Annotated in this window: 13 protein-coding genes; 12 read left to right on the forward strand and 1 reads right to left on the reverse strand. The window is 63.8% G+C overall.

What is annotated here, in order from left to right:
• Positions 1-41 precede the first annotated feature (41 nt).
• Positions 42-1406 carry a formimidoylglutamate deiminase gene (locus tag CRO75_RS01370; protein ID WP_097134220.1) on the reverse strand — a complete coding sequence of 455 codons (1365 nt, stop codon included), beginning with the start codon at positions 1404-1406 and terminating at the stop codon, positions 42-44.
• A gap of 188 nt (positions 1407-1594) precedes the next feature.
• On the opposite strand from CRO75_RS01370, the gene hutC reads away from it, so the two are divergent.
• The 12 genes from hutC to hutG all read left to right on the forward strand — a co-directional run bounded on the left by hutC (position 1595) and on the right by hutG (position 16271).
• Entirely contained in the window at positions 1595-2263 is a 669-nt protein-coding gene (hutC, locus tag CRO75_RS01375) for a histidine utilization repressor (protein WP_238437480.1), read from the forward strand.
• Between the two features lie 9 nt (positions 2264-2272).
• A complete protein-coding gene (locus tag CRO75_RS01380) occupies positions 2273-2845 on the forward strand; it encodes a HutD family protein (protein ID WP_097134221.1) in 573 nt (190 codons plus the stop codon).
• 481 nt (positions 2846-3326) lie between these two features.
• Complete coding sequence (gene hutU / locus CRO75_RS01385) at positions 3327-5009, forward strand: urocanate hydratase (RefSeq protein ID WP_007925917.1); 1683 nt, start codon at positions 3327-3329, stop codon at positions 5007-5009.
• 117 nt (positions 5010-5126) lie between these two features.
• Positions 5127-6590 (forward strand): cytosine permease, encoded by a 1464-nt coding sequence (locus CRO75_RS01390; protein ID WP_097134222.1) that lies wholly within the window; start codon positions 5127-5129, stop codon positions 6588-6590.
• A 74-nt stretch (positions 6591-6664) separates the two neighbouring features.
• Positions 6665-7633: an ABC transporter substrate-binding protein gene (locus tag CRO75_RS01395; RefSeq protein ID WP_007925914.1), complete on the forward strand. Its 969-nt coding sequence runs from the start codon at positions 6665-6667 to the stop codon at positions 7631-7633.
• A 71-nt stretch (positions 7634-7704) separates the two neighbouring features.
• Positions 7705-8556, forward strand: a complete 852-nt coding sequence (locus CRO75_RS01400) for a proline/glycine betaine ABC transporter permease (RefSeq protein ID WP_007925913.1) — start codon at positions 7705-7707, stop codon at positions 8554-8556.
• Positions 8553-9383 (forward strand): glycine betaine/L-proline ABC transporter ATP-binding protein, encoded by an 831-nt coding sequence (locus CRO75_RS01405; protein WP_007925912.1) that lies wholly within the window; start codon positions 8553-8555, stop codon positions 9381-9383. Before CRO75_RS01400 ends, CRO75_RS01405 begins: the two co-directional genes overlap by 4 nt.
• A gap of 71 nt (positions 9384-9454) precedes the next feature.
• Positions 9455-10978, forward strand: coding sequence for a histidine ammonia-lyase (gene hutH / locus CRO75_RS01410; protein WP_097134223.1), 1524 nt, complete (start codon positions 9455-9457; stop codon positions 10976-10978).
• 152 nt (positions 10979-11130) lie between these two features.
• Positions 11131-12669 (forward strand): histidine ammonia-lyase, encoded by a 1539-nt coding sequence (gene hutH, locus CRO75_RS01415; RefSeq protein WP_097134224.1) that lies wholly within the window; start codon positions 11131-11133, stop codon positions 12667-12669.
• Between the two features lie 155 nt (positions 12670-12824).
• Positions 12825-14234: an amino acid permease gene (locus CRO75_RS01420; protein WP_097134225.1), complete on the forward strand. Its 1410-nt coding sequence runs from the start codon at positions 12825-12827 to the stop codon at positions 14232-14234.
• A gap of 17 nt (positions 14235-14251) precedes the next feature.
• Positions 14252-15457, forward strand: a complete 1206-nt coding sequence (hutI, locus tag CRO75_RS01425; RefSeq protein ID WP_097134226.1) for an imidazolonepropionase — start codon at positions 14252-14254, stop codon at positions 15455-15457.
• Between the two features lie 10 nt (positions 15458-15467).
• The gene (gene hutG / locus CRO75_RS01430) at positions 15468-16271 is read left to right on the forward strand and encodes an N-formylglutamate deformylase (RefSeq protein WP_097134227.1); all 804 of its coding nucleotides are present in this window, start codon (positions 15468-15470) and stop codon (positions 16269-16271) included.
• Positions 16272-16551: the final 280 nt, after the last annotated feature.

Raw genomic sequence — 16551 nt, forward strand, 5'->3', positions numbered from 1 at the left:
CCATGCGGGAGCCAGCGTGCTGGCTCCCGCGGTGACGGGCTTCAGCCGAGCAGGTCGCGCAGCACCTGGGTAAAGGCCCGATTACTTTCTTCCTCGCCTGCGTGACGTCCGTCGCGCACTACCCACTGACCGTTGACCAGCACATCGCGCACCTGGCGATCGCCGCCGGCGAACAGCCAGCGGTTGAGGATGCCGTCGCCCTCGGCGGTGGCCAGGTAAGGATCGTTGCCGTCGAGCACCAGCCAGTCGGCGCGCTTGCCCACTTCCAGGGCGCCGATCGGTTGCCCCAGGGCCTGGGCGCCGCCGTCCAGCGCGGCGTCGTACAGAGTCCGGCCAACCATCGGCTGGTCGCTGCGATACAGGCGGTTGCGGCGTTGATCGCGCAGGCGCTGGCCGTATTCCGCCCAGCGCAATTCTTCCACCACGCTCAGCGACACATGGCTGTCGGAACCGATGCCCATGCGGCCGCCCTGGGCGAGGAAATCCACCGCCGGGAAAATCCCGTCGCCGAGGTTGGCTTCGGTGGTCAGGCACAGGCCGGCAATCGCCCGGCTCTGCGCCATGAGGCTGACTTCTTCGGCATTCGCGTGGGTGGCATGGACCAGGCACCAGCGCTGATCGACCTCGGTGTTTTCATACAGCCATTGCAGCGGCCGACGCCCGCTCCAGGTCAGGCAGTCGTCGACTTCCTTCTGCTGTTCGGCAATGTGGATATGCACCGGGCACTGCTTGTCGCTGGCGGCCAGCACCTCGCTGATCTGCTGCGGGGTGACCGCGCGCAACGAGTGGAAGCACAGCCCCAGCTGTTGGGCCGGTTGCCGGGCCAGCAGCGGTTGCAGGCGGCTTTGCAGCTTGAGGTAGTTTTCCGTGCTGTTGATGAAGCGGCGCTGGCCTTCGTTGGGCGCCTGGCCGCCGAAACCGGAGTGGCTGTACAGCACTGGCAGCAGGGTCAGGCCGATGCCGGCGGCGCTGGCGGCCTGGCTGATACGCAGGGACAGCTCGGCCGGGTCGGCGTAGGGCTGGCCGTTGGTGTCGTGATGCACGTAATGGAATTCGGCGACCGAGGTGTAACCGGCCTTGAGCATTTCGATGTACAGCTGACGGGCGATGATGCCCAGCTGGCCCGGGCTGATCTTGCCCACCAGGCGATACATCAGGTCGCGCCAGGTCCAGAAGCTGTCGTTGGGGTTGCCGGCCACTTCCGCCAGCCCGGCCATCGCCCGCTGGAACGCATGGGAGTGCAGGTTGGGCATGCCCGGCAGCAGCGGGCCCTGTAGCCGCTCGGCGCCTTCTGCGCTGGCATCGGCCTGGATGTGGGTCAACAGGCCGTCGGCGCTGACCTCGAGACGTACGTTGTTGGCCCATCCGTTAGGCAGCAGTGCGCGTTCGGCAAAGAAGGCGGACATGGTTCAAGCACCCCGTCGTGTGTTATTTGTATATACATATACAGACGTTTGCCTGCTCGGTAAACTCCGGCAAGCTAGCCTCTTTCTTCAGCCAACAAGGATTTCCCGTGCCGACTCCGCCCGCCAACTCCCCGCTGGCCGCCCATCTGGGCGATAGTCCGGCGCCCCTGTACGCCCGCGTCAAGCAGATGATCACCCAGCAAATCGAGAGTGGAAACTGGCCGCCGCATTACCGTGTGCCCTCGGAAAGCGAGCTGGTCAGCCAGCTGGGTTTCAGCCGCATGACCATCAACCGCGCACTGCGCGAGATGACCGCCGAAGGCCTGCTGGTGCGCATGCAGGGCGTGGGGACTTTCGTCGCCGAACCGAAAAGCCAGTCGGCGCTGTTCGAGGTGCACAACATTGCCGACGAGATCGCCTCGCGCGGTCATCGCCACACGTGCAAGGTCATCACCCTGGGTGAAGAGGCGGCCGGTTCCGAGCGCGCCGTGGCCCTGGAAATGCGCGAAGGGCAGAGGGTCTTCCATTCGCTGATCGTGCATTTCGAAAACGATATCCCGGTGCAGATCGAGGACCGTTTCGTCAACGCGCTGGTAGCGCCGGATTACCTCAAGCAGGATTTCACCCTGCAGACCCCCTACGCCTACCTGAACCAGGTCGCGCCGCTGACCGAGGGCGAGCACGTGGTCGAGGCGATTCTGGCCGAGCCGGAAGAATGCAAGTTGCTGCAGATCGAGCGCGGCGAGCCGTGCCTGCTGATTCGCCGCCGGACCTGGTCCGGCCGTCAGCCGGTGACCGCCGCGCGCCTGATCCACCCGGGGTCTCGTCACAGCCTGGAAGGGCGGTTTCATAAGTAAGGGGCATCAATGACTCAGTTGAATGTTTTGCGCGCGGCCAACTACCCGCGCATGCCATGGAAGAACGGTGGCGGCAGCACCGAAGAGATTACCCGGGACGCCGGCGTCGGCCTGGAAGGTTTCGGCTGGCGGCTGTCGATCGCCGATATCGGCGAATCCGGCGGCTTCTCCAGCTTCGCCGGCTACCAGCGGATCATCACCGTGCTGCAAGGCGCGGGCATGACCCTGACGGTGGATGGCGAGGACACCCGCGCACTGTTACCGCTGGACCCCTTTGCCTTCAGTGGCGCCAGCCAGGTCGCGTGCACCCTGATCGACGGGCCGATTCGCGACTTCAACCTGATCTACGCGCCGGACCGCTACAGCGCTCGCCTGCAATGGCTGTCGGGTGGCCAGCGCTTCTTCACCCAGGCCGGCACGGTGCTGGTATTCAGCGTTGCCGAGGAAATGCGCGCCGACCTGGGTGGCGGTATCGCCGCGTTGCTTGAGCGCCATGACTGCCTGCAACTGCTGGATAACCCCGGCCTGCGGGAAGTCAGCGTCAGCGGCGCTTGCTGCGTGATCGAACTGACAGCCATCTGACCTGTAGCCGCTGCCGCAACTGCGATGAGGCTCGAAGAGCCTTTCGAGGCCTGCAAAGAGCGCGTCTCCTTCGGAGCCGATCGCAGCCTTCGGCAGCGGCTACACAAGGCTTGTTTCTCTCCCTTCCTGATGTTGTTTCCCTCGCGCACCAATTTGTTACCGAACGCCCCAGCGTGGCGCAAAGCCCTGGCGAAGTAACAGCTCTCACTCCTCTCGCCATATCCCCCGCGAAAAAATAATCGACGCTGAAACCCTTGATCCAAGGGCCTCTCCAGCATTTCCAGAGATTTTCTTGAAGGCTTATTCAACGAGTTGGCCGATCGATTGCATATGCTTGTATGTACAAGTAAAGACGTATGCGTATGAGTCACTGAAGACTCTTCGCAGCGTCCCCTGATTCGCTTGCTGCGCAGCGCCCTGCGCGCAGGCACGCTCGCCCACTGCCTGGGTTGGTTTGGATTGATCGCTGAGGAGTTTTTTCGTGACTGAGAATAAACCTACGAAATACCGGAACGTCGAAATTCGCGCTGCCCGCGGCAACAAGCTGACCGCCAAGAGCTGGCTGACAGAAGCACCGCTGCGCATGCTGATGAACAACCTCGATCCGGAGGTCGCCGAGAACCCGAAAGAACTGGTGGTCTACGGTGGCATCGGCCGCGCCGCGCGCAACTGGGAGTGCTACGACAAGATCGTCGAGAGCCTGACCAACCTGAATGACGACGAGACCCTGCTGGTGCAATCCGGCAAGCCGGTCGGCGTGTTCAAGACCCACAGCAACGCCCCGCGCGTGCTGATCGCCAACTCCAACCTGGTACCGCACTGGGCGACCTGGGAGCACTTCAACGAACTGGATGCCAAGGGCCTGGCCATGTATGGCCAGATGACCGCCGGCAGCTGGATCTACATCGGCAGCCAGGGCATCGTCCAGGGCACCTACGAAACCTTCGTCGAGGCCGGTCGCCAGCACTACAACGATGACCTCAAGGGCCGCTGGGTCCTGACCGCCGGCCTCGGCGGCATGGGCGGCGCCCAGCCTCTGGCCGCGACCCTGGCCGGTGCCTGCTCGCTGAATATCGAATGCCAGCAAACCAGCATCGATTTCCGTTTGAAGACCCGCTATGTCGACGAGCAGGCCAAAGACCTGGACGACGCCCTGGCGCGTATCGCCAAGTACACCGCCGAAGGTAAGGCGATCTCCATCGCCCTGTGCGGCAACGCGGCTGAAATCCTTCCGGAAATGGTCCGTCGCGGCGTGCGTCCGGACATGGTCACCGACCAGACCAGCGCCCACGACCCGCTCAACGGCTACCTGCCGGCCGGCTGGACCTGGGAGCAGTACCGCGAGCGCGCCAAGACCGAGCCGGCGGCGGTGGTCAAGGCAGCCAAACAATCGATGGCCGTGCACGTCAAGGCCATGCTCGACTTCCAGAAGCAGGGCATCCCGACCTTCGACTACGGCAACAACATCCGTCAGATGGCCCAGGAAGAAGGCGTCGAGAACGCCTTCGACTTCCCAGGCTTCGTACCGGCCTATATCCGTCCGCTGTTCTGCCGCGGCATCGGTCCGTTCCGCTGGGCCGCGCTGTCGGGCGACCCGCAGGACATCTACAAGACCGACGCCAAGGTCAAGGAACTGATCCCGGACGACGCTCACCTGCACAACTGGCTGGACATGGCGCGCGAGCGCATCAGCTTCCAGGGCCTGCCGGCGCGTATCTGCTGGGTTGGCCTGGGCCTGCGCGCCAAGCTCGGCCTGGCGTTCAACGAAATGGTGCGTAGCGGCGAGCTGTCGGCGCCGATCGTCATCGGTCGCGACCACCTGGACTCCGGTTCGGTATCCAGCCCGAACCGCGAAACCGAATCGATGCAGGACGGCTCCGACGCCGTGTCCGACTGGCCACTGCTCAACGCCCTGCTGAACACCGCCAGCGGCGCGACCTGGGTTTCCCTGCACCACGGCGGCGGCGTCGGCATGGGCTTCTCCCAGCACTCCGGGATGGTGATCGTCTGCGACGGTACCGACGAAGCGGCCGAGCGTATCGCCCGTGTGCTGCATAACGACCCGGGTACCGGTGTCATGCGTCACGCCGATGCCGGTTACCAGATCGCCATCGACTGCGCCAAGGAACAGGGTCTGAACCTGCCGATGATCACTGGCAAGTAAGCTCCCGGCGGATTGCCGCCAGGATTAGGGAAGAAGCCGTCGCACGCTGCAGTGCGGCGGCTCGGTCCATGTAGCAGTGCTTTGACATGACAAGAATCTCCCGGGAGAACAATAACGATGTCCACGGCCAGCGATAGCTCCAAACCCCTGATCGAACGGCGCTCGATCAACTACATCCCCGAGGCTGAACGCCACGGCAAGCTCTACAGCCAGTTCACCCTGTGGTTGGGGGCTAACCTGCAGATCACGGCCATTGTCACTGGCGCTCTGGCGGTGGTGCTGGGCGGTGATGTGTTCTGGTCGCTGATCGGCCTGCTCATCGGGCAACTGCTGGGCGGCGGTGTGATGGCGTTGCACGCGGCGCAAGGGCCCAAGCTCGGCCTGCCGCAGATGATCTCCAGTCGGGTTCAGTTCGGCGTCTATGGCGCGGCCATTCCGATCGTCCTGGTCTGCCTGATGTACCTGGGCTTCACCGCCACCGGCACGGTGCTTTCCGGCCAGGCGCTGGGCCAGCTGTTCGGCGTCAGCGACAGTGTCGGCATCCTGATCTTCGCCAGCGTCATCGTGCTGGTCACGGTGCTCGGCTACCGGGTGATCCATTTCATCGGGCGCGCCGCCAGCGTCATTGGCGTGATCGCTTTCGTTTATCTGTTCAGTCGCCTGATGAGTCAGACCGACATTGGCACACTCCTGGAAATCCGCCACTTCAGCTGGAGCAGCTTCCTGCTCGCGGTGTCGCTCGCCGCGTCCTGGCAGATCGCCTTCGGCCCCTACGTGGCCGACTATTCGCGCTACCTGCCGAGCAAGACCTCTTCGGTGAAAACCTTCCTCGCCGCTGGCGCGGGTTCGGTGATCGGCGCGCAGGTGGCGATGATGCTCGGCGTGTTCGCCGCGGCCATGGCCGACGGGCAGTTCGCCGGCCACGAAGTGGCCTACATCGTCGGCCTGGGCGGCAGCGGTGCCACTGCCGCGCTGCTGTACTTCAGCATCGCCTTCGGCAAGATCACCATCTCGACGCTGAACTCCTACGGCAGCTTCATGTGCATCGCCACCATCATCAGTGGCTTTCGTGGCCACCTGGAAGTGACGCGCTTGCAACGCCTGGTGTTCGTGCTGGTCATCGTCGGTACCGCGACCCTGATCGCCTTGCTCGGCCAGCACTCGTTCCTCGGTGCGTTCAAGTCTTTCATCCTCTTCCTGCTGGCCTTCTTCACCCCGTGGAGCGCGGTCAACCTGGTGGACTACTACTGCATCACCCGCGAGCACTATGACGTGCCGGCGCTGGCCGATCCGAACGGTCGCTATGGCCGCTGGAACATCCTCGGTATCAGCGTCTATGTGATCGGTGTGCTGGTGCAGCTGCCGTTCATCGCCACCAAGTTCTACACCGGCCCGCTGGTGGAGGCCCTGGGTGGCGTGGATATCTCCTGGATCGTCGGCCTGGTGGTTCCCGCGGCGCTGTATTACGTCTGCGCGAAGAAATGGCATGGCGCCGTACCCGATCGCCTGATCCTGCCGGTAGAGCAGGACTCGATCACAGAACAAAAGCTGAGTGGGGCAGGCCGCGCTACCGCGGTCTAGACCTGATTGGACGTGGACGGGCTGGATGCCTCTTAACTGCCGTAATCCATTTCAATGATTGGGAGCGTCACACAATGAAAATGAATAAGACCCTGCTGACCACTTTGCTTTCCATGGGCCTGCTGGCCAGCGCCGGCGCTACCCAGGCGGCCGGCTGGTGCGAGTCTGGCAAACCGGTGAAATTCGCCGGCCTGAACTGGGAAAGCGGCATGTTGCTGACCGACGTGCTGCAAGTGGTCCTGGAAAAAGGCTACGGCTGCAAGACCGACAGCCTGCCAGGCAACTCCATCACCATGGAGAACGCCCTGAGCAGCAATGACATCCAGGTTTTCGCCGAGGAATGGGTCGGTCGCAGCGAGGTCTGGAACAAGGCCGAGAAGGCCGGCAAGGTGGTCGGCGTCGGCGCCCCGGTGGTGGGCGCCATCGAAGGCTGGTACGTGCCGCGCTACGTGATCGAAGGCGATGCCAAGCGCAAGCTGGAAGCCAAGGCCCCGGACCTGAAGAACATCGCCGACCTGGGCAAGTACGCCAGCGTATTCAAGGACCCGGAGGAGCCGAGCAAAGGCCGTTTCTATAACTGCCCGGCCGGCTGGACCTGCGAGCTGGACAACAGCGAGATGCTGAAAAGCTACGGCCTGGAAAGCAGCTACACCAACTTCCGCCCAGGCACCGGCCCGGCGCTGGATGCCGCGGTGCTGTCGAGCTACAAGCGTGGCGAGCCGATCCTGTTCTACTACTGGTCGCCAACCCCACTGATGGGCCAGGTCGACCTGGTGAAGCTGGAAGAAAAACCGGGCGTGGACAAGAGCGTGACCATCAAGGTCGGCCTGTCCAAGACCTTCCACGAGGAAGCGCCCGAGCTGGTGGCCGTGCTGGAAAAGGTCAACCTGCCGATCGACCTGCTCAACCAGAACCTGGGCCGGATGGCGAAGGAACGTATCGAATCGCCGAAGCTGGCGAAAATTTTCCTCAAGGAACATCCTGAAGTCTGGCACGCATGGGTGAGCGACGACGCAGCCAAGAAAATCGACGCGGCCTTGTAGGTAGAGCCTTCCCGGCTGCCTGAAGCGCAGCCGGGAGCCTTGCCGCAACCCACTTGATCGAGAGTCTCTCTATGTTTCCTGAAAGCTTCACGTTTTCCATCGCCGACTGGGTCAACAGTTGGGTCGATTCGCTGGTGACCAACTACGGCGATGTGTTCCGCCACATCTCCGACACCCTGCTGTGGGCCATCGTCAACCTCGAAGGCCTGCTGCGCCTGGCGCCCTGGTGGCTGATGCTGGCGATCGTCGGCGGCATCGCCTGGCATTCGACCCGCAAGCTGGTGACCACCGCGGTGATCGTCGGCCTGCTGTTCCTGGTGGGCGCGGTCGGCCTGTGGGACAAGCTGATGCAGACCCTGGCGCTGATGCTGGTGGCGACCTTCATTTCGGTGCTGATCGGCATTCCCCTGGGGATCCTCTCGGCGCGCAGTAATCGCCTGCGTTCGGTGCTGATGCCGCTCTTGGACATCATGCAGACCATGCCGAGCTTCGTGTACCTGATCCCGGTGCTGATGCTGTTCGGCCTGGGCAAGGTGCCGGCGATCTTCGCCACCGTGATCTACGCCGCGCCGCCGCTGATCCGCCTGACCGACCTGGGCATTCGCCAGGTCGACGGCGAAGTCATGGAGGCGATCAACGCCTTCGGCGCCAACCGCTGGCAGCAACTGTTCGGCGTGCAACTGCCGCTGGCCCTGCCGAGCATCATGGCCGGGATCAACCAGACCACCATGATGGCCCTGTCGATGGTGGTGATCGCCTCGATGATCGGTGCCCGTGGCCTGGGCGAAGACGTGCTGGTGGGCATCCAGACCCTCAACGTCGGCCGTGGCCTGGAAGCCGGCCTGGCGATCGTGATTCTGGCCGTGGTCATCGACCGTATTACCCAAGCCTATGGTCGTCCACGCCATGAGGTGAGCAAATGAACGACGCAATCGTGAGCAAGATCGAAGTCAAGAACGTCTTCAAGATTTTCGGCAACCGTTCGGCCGACGCGCTGAACATGATTCGCCAGAACAAGACCAAGGACCAGGTGCTGGCCGAGACCGGCTGCGTGGTCGGGGTCAACGACCTGTCGCTGAGCATCGGCACTGGCGAGATCTTCGTGATCATGGGCCTGTCCGGCTCCGGCAAGTCGACGTTGGTGCGCCACTTCAACCGCCTGATCGATCCGACCAGCGGCGCGATCCTGGTGGATGGCGTGGACATCCTGCAATACGACATGGAAGCCCTGCGCGAATTTCGCCGGCACAAGATCAGCATGGTGTTCCAGAGCTTCGGCCTGCTGCCGCACAAGACCGTGCTGGAAAACACCGCCTATGGCCTCAAGGTGCGGGGCGAGAGCAAGGAAGTCTGCACCGAGCGCGCGCTGCACTGGATCAACACCGTGGGCCTCAAGGGCTACGAGAACAAGTACCCGCACCAGCTGTCCGGCGGCATGCGCCAGCGCGTCGGCCTGGCCCGCGCCCTGGCGGCGGACACCGACATCATCCTGATGGACGAGGCCTTCAGCGCCCTCGACCCGCTGATCCGCGCCGAGATGCAGGACCAACTGCTGGAGCTGCAAAAGACCCTGCACAAGACCATCGTCTTCATTACCCACGACCTCGACGAGGCCGTGCGCATCGGCAACCGCATCGCGATCCTCAAGGATGGCCGGCTGATCCAGGTCGGCACGCCGAAAGAGATCCTGCATTCGCCGGCGGACGAGTATGTCGACCGTTTCGTGCAGCGACGCGCGGCGGTGGTTTAAAGGCTTGGGAGTGGGTGGGCTGTAGGTTTTTATCGCGAAGCGGTCTCAATAAAGTATTCGAGGGTCCTGGCATGTCGCAGGCTGAAAAAATCGTTATCGCCGACGCCCCGTTGCGTTGGCAGGATGTGGTCGCCGTGGCCCGGCATGGCGCACAGCTCGAGCTGTCGGCCCAGGCCTGGGCGCGCATCGAGAATGCCCAGGCCATCGTCCAGCGCATCGTCGTCAGCGGCGAACGCGCCTATGGCATCAACACCGGCCTTGGCGCGCTGTGCAACGTTTCGCTGCAGGACGAACAGCTCAGCCAGTTGTCGCGCAACACCCTGCTCAGCCATGCCTGTGGCGTGGGCGCGCCGCTGGCCGACGAGCAGACCCGGGCGATCATCTGCGCGGCTGTCGTCAACTACAGCCACGGCAAGTCCGGCCTGCATCGCCGGGTGGTCGAGGCGCTGCTGGCCCTGCTCAATCGCGGTATCACCCCGCAGGTACCGTCCCAGGGGTCGGTGGGTTACCTGACCCACATGGCCCATATCAGCATCGCCTTGCTCGGTGTCGGCCAGGTCAGCTACCGCGGGCAGATCGTGTCGGCCGAGCAGGCGCTGGCGGCGGAAGGCCTGAAGCCGGTGCAACTGGGAGCCAAGGACGGTCTGTGCCTGGTCAACGGTACTCCGTGCATGACCGGCCTGAGCTGCCTGGCCCTGGCCGATGCCACGCGCCTGCTGCAATGGGCCGACGTGATCGGCGCCATGAGCTTCGAGGCCCAGCGCGGGCAGATCGCCGCGTTCGACGCCGAGATCATTGCGCTCAAGCCGCACCCGGGCATGCAGCAGGTCGGCATCAACCTGCGCGCCTTGCTCGACGGCAGCGAAGTGATTGCCGCCAGCAAAGGCATCCGCACCCAGGATGCCCTGAGCATCCGTTCCATCCCGCAGGTTCACGGCGCCGCCCGCGATCAATTGGCGCACGCGACGCAGCAGGTCGAAACCGAACTCAACTCGGTTACCGATAACCCGATGGTGCTGGGCACTGCGGACAATTACCGGGTGATGTCCCAGGCCAACCCCCACGGCCAGTCGGTGGCACTGGCGGCGGACCTGCTGGCGATCGCCATGGCCGAGATCGGCTCGATCGCCGAGCGCCGCCTGGACCGCCTGATCAACCCCCATGTCAGCGGTTTGCCGGCGTTCCTGGTGAGCAACCCCGGGGTCAACTCCGGGATGATGATCGTCCAGTACGTCGCTGCCTCGCTGTGCGCGGAAAACCGCCAGCTGGCGCAACCGGCGGTGCTCGACAACTACGTCACCTCCGGCCTGCAGGAAGACCACCTGAGCCTGGGCACCAACGCCGCGCTGAAGCTTTCCCGCGCGCTGGAAAACTGCACCCAGATCCTCGCCATCGAATACCTGCTGGCGGCCCAGGCCTTCGAATTTCTCAAGGAGCAGCGTTTCGGTGCCGGTACCGATGCGGCCTGGAAGCTGCTGCGCCAGCGAGTTCCGGCCTATGACCAGGACCGCTGGCTGGCCCCGGACATCGCCAGCGCGGCGGCGCTGCTCAAGGCTCCGGCCTTGCTGCAGGAGGTTTTACCGGGCGTGCGCTGAAGCGCGCCCTGCAAGTACAGGACTTTCCAAGACAACGGTTTCCACGAAAAACCAGCGTGCCAAGGCGCCACTCGCTCACAAACGGCGGGCTGCGACGGACAACGGAAGCTTCCGGAGCGACTGGTAGTTAATAACAAACTCTCAAAAGGAGCATGAATGTGACTGCGCTAAATCTGATTCCCGGCCAACTGACCCTGGCCCAATTGCGTGCCGTCTACCAACAGCCGGTAACCCTCAGCCTCGATAACAGCGCCTCGGCACAGATCGACGCCAGCGTCGCCTGTGTCGAGCAGATCCTCGCCGAGAACCGCACCGCCTACGGCATCAACACCGGTTTCGGCCTGCTGGCGTCGACCCGTATCGCCAGCGAAGACCTGGAAAACCTCCAGCGCTCCCTGGTGTTGTCCCATGCCGCCGGTGTCGGCGAGCCGATCAGCGACGCCCTGGTGCGCCTGATCATGGTGCTCAAGGTCAACAGCCTGAGCCGTGGTTTCTCCGGTATCCGCCGCCAGGTGATCGACGCGCTGATCGCCCTGGTCAACGCCGAGGTCTACCCGCATATCCCGCTCAAGGGTTCGGTGGGCGCTTCCGGCGACCTCGCGCCGCTGGCGCATATGTCCCTGGTGCTGCTGGGTGAAGGCAAGGCCCGTTATAAAGGCCAATGGCTGGACGCCACCGAAGCCCTGAGCGTGGCCGGCCTCAAGCCGCTGACCCTGGCGGCCAAGGAAGGCCTGGCGCTGCTCAACGGCACCCAGGTTTCCACCGCGTTTGCCCTGCGTGGCCTGTTCGAAGGCGAAGACCTGTTCGCCGGCGCCCTGGCCTGCGGCGGCCTGACCGTCGAGGCGGTGCTGGGCTCGCGTTCGCCGTTCGATGCGCGGATTCATGCCGCCCGTGGCCAGAAAGGCCAGATCGATGCCGCCGCGGCTTACCGCGACCTGCTGGGCGACAGCAGCGAAGTCTCCAAGTCGCACCAGAACTGCGACAAGGTGCAGGACCCGTATTCCCTGCGCTGCCAGCCACAGGTCATGGGCGCCTGCCTGACCCAGTTCCGCCAGGCCGCCGAGGTGCTGGTGGTCGAAGCCAACGCCGTGTCGGATAACCCGCTGGTGTTCGCCGCCGAGGGCGATGTGATCTCCGGCGGCAACTTCCACGCCGAGCCGGTGGCCATGGCCGCCGACAACATGGCCCTGGCCATCGCCGAAGTCGGTTCCCTGAGCGAACGCCGCATCTCGCTGATGATGGACAAGCACATGTCCCAGCTGCCGCCGTTCCTGGTGGCCAATGGCGGGGTCAACTCCGGCTTCATGATCGCCCAGGTGACCGCCGCGGCCCTGGCCAGCGAAAACAAGGCGCTGGCCCATCCGCACTCGGTGGACAGCCTGCCGACTTCCGCCAACCAGGAAGACCATGTGTCCATGGCGCCCGCCGCTGGCAAGCGCCTGTGGGAAATGGCTGAAAACACCCGTGGCATCCTCGCCGTGGAATGGCTGGCGGCCTGCCAGGGCCTGGACCTGCGTGACGGCCTGAAGACCTCGACCAAGCTGGAAAAGGCCCGTGCCACCCTGCGTAGCAAAGTGCCGTTCTACGAGAAGGACCGCTTCTTCGCCCCGGACATCAATGCCGCGAGCGAACTGCTGGCATCCCGTTGCCTGAACGAGCTGCTGCCGGCCAAGTTGCTGCCGAGCCTGTAACGACCATGCCCGTAGCCGCTGCTGAGGTACGAAGCTGCGATGGGCTGCGCAGCAGCCCCCGAGGGCGGTCCTGCCGACCGCTTCGCGGCCTCGTACCTCGGCAGCGGCTACAGGTGGTTCCGGTTTTCTCCGATAAAAATAATTAGGAACGAGAAATGCAACAGCAAGCTCAAGGATTGAAACGCGGGCTGTCCGCCCGACATATTCGCTTCATGGCGCTGGGGTCGGCGATCGGCACCGGGCTGTTCTATGGTTCCGCTTCGGCCATCCAGATGGCCGGTCCCGCGGTCCTCCTGGCCTACCTGATCGGTGGCGCCACGGTGTTCATGGTGATGCGCGCGCTGGGCGAGATGGCCGTGCACAACCCGGTGTCCGGCTCGTTCGGTCACTACGCCAGCACCTACCTGGGGCCGATGGCGGGTTTCCTGCTGGGCTGGACCTATGCCTTCGAGATGGTCATCGTCGGCTTGGCCGATGTCACGGCCTTCGGCATCTATATGGGGTTCTGGTACCCGGATGTGCCGCGCTGGATCTGGGTACTCGGTATCGTTTCGCTGATCGGCGGGTTGAACCTGTGTAACGTCAAAGTATTTGGCGAGATGGAATTCTGGCTGTCGCTGCTCAAGGTCGGCGCCATCGTCGCCATGATTCTTGGCGGTTTCGGCATCATGCTGTTCGGTATCGGCAGTTCATCGGCTTCGGCGGTCACCGGCATCGGCAACCTCTGGGAGCACGGCGGTTTCATGCCTAACGGTGTCGGTGGCCTGATCGCCTCCTTTGCCGTGGTGATGTTTGCCTTCGGTGGCATCGAAATCATTGGTGTCACGGCGGGTGAAGCCAAGGACCCGGATCGGGTGCTGCCCAAGGCGATCAACGCGGTGCCGCTGCGCATCCTGCTGTTCTACGTACTGACCCTGTTCGTCTTGATGGCCATCTTCCCTTGGCAGCAGATCGGCAACCAGGGCAGCCCGTTCGTGCAGATTTTCGCCAACCTGGGCATCGGCTCGGCGGCGACCATCCTCAATATCGTGGTGATCTCGGCGGCGGTGTCGGCCATCAACAGCGATATCTTCGGTGCCGGTCGCATGATGTACGGCCTGGCCCAGCAAGGGCATGCGCCGAAGGGCTTCGCCCAGCTGTCGCGTTACGGCGTGCCGTGGATGACCGTGGTGGTCATGAGCATTGCCTTGCTGCTGGGGGTATTGCTGAACTACCTGATTCCGGAGAACGTTTTCCTGTTGATCGCTTCGATCGCAACCTTTGCCACGGTCTGGGTCTGGCTGATGATTCTCTTCACCCAGGTGGCCATGCGTCGCTCCATGACGGCTGAGCAGGTGGCGCAGTTGAAGTTCCCGGTTCCGTTCTGGCCTTATGCACCGATGGCGGCGATTGCCTTCATGCTGTTTATCTTCGGTGTGCTGGGCTACTTCCCGGACACCCAGGCGGCGCTGATCGTCGGCGTGGTCTGGATCGCTCTGCTGGTGCTGGCGTACCTGATCTGGGTCAAGCCCGCTGCCGGGCAGGCCGCGCTGGTCAATCGCGATCCTTCTTTTTCTCATCGATAACCTAATGGAGCCCCAGGATGAAAACTCTCTGGCAACACTGTCACGTCGCAAGCATGGCGCAAGGTGCTTACTCGATCATCGAGGATGCCGCCATCGTGACGTCAGGAGCGCTCATAGAGTGGATCGGCCCGCGCGATCAGGTCCCGGCTGGTAACTATGCCGAGCTGCATGACCTGGCGGGGGCCTGGGTCACCCCGGGCCTGATCGACTGCCACACTCACACGGTATTCGGCGGCAACCGCAGCGGCGAATTCGAGCAACGCCTGCAAGGGGTGAGCTACGCCGAAATCGCCGCCGCCGGTGGCGGTATCGCCAGCACCGTGCGGGCCACCCGCGCGGCGAGCGAGGACGAATTGTTCGACAGCGCCCGCAAGCGCTTGAAAAGCCTGCTGCGCGACGGCGTGACCAGCGTCGAGATCAAGTCCGGCTACGGCCTGGACCTGGCCAGCGAACGCAAGATCCTGCGGGTGATCCGGCGCCTGGGCGCCGAGCTGCCGGTCAGTGTGCGCAGCACCTGCCTGGCGGCCCACGCCTTGCCGCCGGAATACGCCGAGCGTGCGGACGACTATATCGAGCACATCTGCAACGAAATGCTCCCGGCCCTGGCGGCCGAGGGCCTGGTGGACGCGGTGGACGCGTTCTGCGAATACCTGGCGTTCTCGCCGGAGCAGGTGGAGCGGGTGTTCATCGCCGCGCACAAGCTTGGCCTGCCGGTGAAACTGCACGCCGAGCAGCTGTCGTCGTTGCATGGCTCCAGCCTGGCGGCGCGTTATCACGCGCTGTCGGCCGACCACCTGGAGTTCATGACCGAGGAAGACGCCATTGCCATGGCTGAGTCTGGCACCGTCGCCGTGCTGTTGCCGGGCGCGTTCTATTTCCTGCGCGAAACCCAGTTGCCACCGATGGAGGCGCTGCGCAAGCACGGGGTGAAGATCGCCGTGGCCAGCGACCTCAACCCCGGCACTTCGCCGGCGCTGTCCCTGCGCCTGATGCTGAACATGGCCTGCACCTGTTTCCGCATGACCCCGGAAGAAGCCCTGGCCGGCGTGACCCTGCATGCGGCCACCGCGCTGGGCATGGAGCAGACCCACGGTTCGCTGGAGGCCGGCAAGGTGGCGGACTTCGTCGCCTGGCAGATCGATCGTCCCGCCGACCTGGCCTACTGGCTGGGCGGCGACCTGGAAAAACGCGTCGTGCGCCACGGCGTTGAAGTGGACTTATAGGAGAAGGGTTGTGGATAAGGTTCTGAACTTCAAACAAGGTCGGGTGCCGTTGCTGATCAGCATGCCCCACGCCGGCCTGCGCCTGACGCCCGCGGTCGAGGCCGGGCTGATCCCCGAGGCGCAAAGCCTGCCGGATACCGACTGGCACATTCCCCGGCTCTACGCGTTCGCCGAGGAACTGGGCGCCAGCACCCTGGCGGCCGAGTATTCGCGTTTCGTCATCGACCTCAATCGCCCATCCGACGACAAGCCTCTATATGTCGGCGCCACCACCGGGTTGTACCCGGCCACGCTGTTCGATGGCGTGCCGCTGTTCCGTGAGGGGCTGGAGCCGTCGAAGCAGGAGCGGGCGACTTACCTGGAGAAGGTCTGGACGCCTTATCACGGCACTTTGCAGCAGGAGCTGGCGCGGTTGAAGGCCGAGTTCGGCTATGCCTTGCTGTTCGATGCGCACTCGATCCGCTCGCTGATCCCGCATCTGTTCGAAGGCAAGCTGCCGGACTTCAACCTGGGCACCTTCAATGGCGCCAGCTGCGATGCCGAACTGGCCAGCCAGCTGGAAGCGATCTGCGCCCGCCATGCCGACTACAGCCATGTGCTCAACGGTCGTTTCAAGGGCGGCCATATCACCCGGCACTACGGCAACCCGACCGAGAACATCCATGCGGTGCAGCTGGAGCTGGCGCAGAGCACCTACATGGAAGAGTTCGAGCCGTTCCGCTACCGCGACGATCTGGCGGCGCCGACCCAGGTGGTGCTCAAGCAGCTGCTGCAAGGGCTGCTGGCCTGGGGGCAGAAGCGTTACGGGCGCTGAAGCCGACAGGAAGCCCTGTAGCCGCTGCCGCAGGCTGCGATAAGGCCGAAGGCCTTCGACGTCCTTCAGACCTTGCGCCCCCTTCGGGAGCGATCGCAGCCTGCGGCAGCGGCTACAGGAGCGAGTCTGTCCGCGGCAAGTCCTTCGACGACAACGCAAAACGCGCAAACAACCCTAATGTCTCCAAGGACATGCTCATTGCGTAATTCGGGTTTATGATGCCGGACGGCAGAATAATTGAAGTCCCCCCAGGGATGACCTCGACCCCTTACGGAGCGCG

The sequence above is a fragment of the Pseudomonas sp. LAMO17WK12:I10 genome (assembly GCF_900215185.1).
In the GTDB taxonomy this organism is placed as follows: domain Bacteria; phylum Pseudomonadota; class Gammaproteobacteria; order Pseudomonadales; family Pseudomonadaceae; genus Aquipseudomonas; species Aquipseudomonas chlororaphis.

Bases quoted from the DNA above. Each gene is read 5' to 3' on its own strand.
- CRO75_RS01400 (WP_007925913.1), top strand. From the start codon at position 7,705: ATGTTTCCTGAAAGCTTCACGTTTTCCATCGCCGACTGGGTCAACAGT.
- CRO75_RS01390 (WP_097134222.1), top strand. From the start codon at position 5,127: ATGTCCACGGCCAGCGATAGCTCCAAACCCCTGATCGAACGGCGCTCG.
- CRO75_RS01370 (WP_097134220.1), bottom strand. From the start codon at position 1,406: ATGTCCGCCTTCTTTGCCGAACGCGCACTGCTGCCTAACGGATGGGCC.
- hutC (WP_238437480.1), top strand. From the start codon at position 1,595: ATGATCACCCAGCAAATCGAGAGTGGAAACTGGCCGCCGCATTACCGT.
- hutH (WP_097134223.1), top strand. From the start codon at position 9,455: ATGTCGCAGGCTGAAAAAATCGTTATCGCCGACGCCCCGTTGCGTTGG.
- hutI (WP_097134226.1), top strand. From the start codon at position 14,252: ATGAAAACTCTCTGGCAACACTGTCACGTCGCAAGCATGGCGCAAGGT.
- CRO75_RS01405 (WP_007925912.1), top strand. From the start codon at position 8,553: ATGAACGACGCAATCGTGAGCAAGATCGAAGTCAAGAACGTCTTCAAG.
- hutH (WP_097134224.1), top strand. From the start codon at position 11,131: ATGAATGTGACTGCGCTAAATCTGATTCCCGGCCAACTGACCCTGGCC.
- CRO75_RS01380 (WP_097134221.1), top strand. From the start codon at position 2,273: ATGACTCAGTTGAATGTTTTGCGCGCGGCCAACTACCCGCGCATGCCA.
- CRO75_RS01395 (WP_007925914.1), top strand. From the start codon at position 6,665: ATGAAAATGAATAAGACCCTGCTGACCACTTTGCTTTCCATGGGCCTG.
- CRO75_RS01420 (WP_097134225.1), top strand. From the start codon at position 12,825: ATGCAACAGCAAGCTCAAGGATTGAAACGCGGGCTGTCCGCCCGACAT.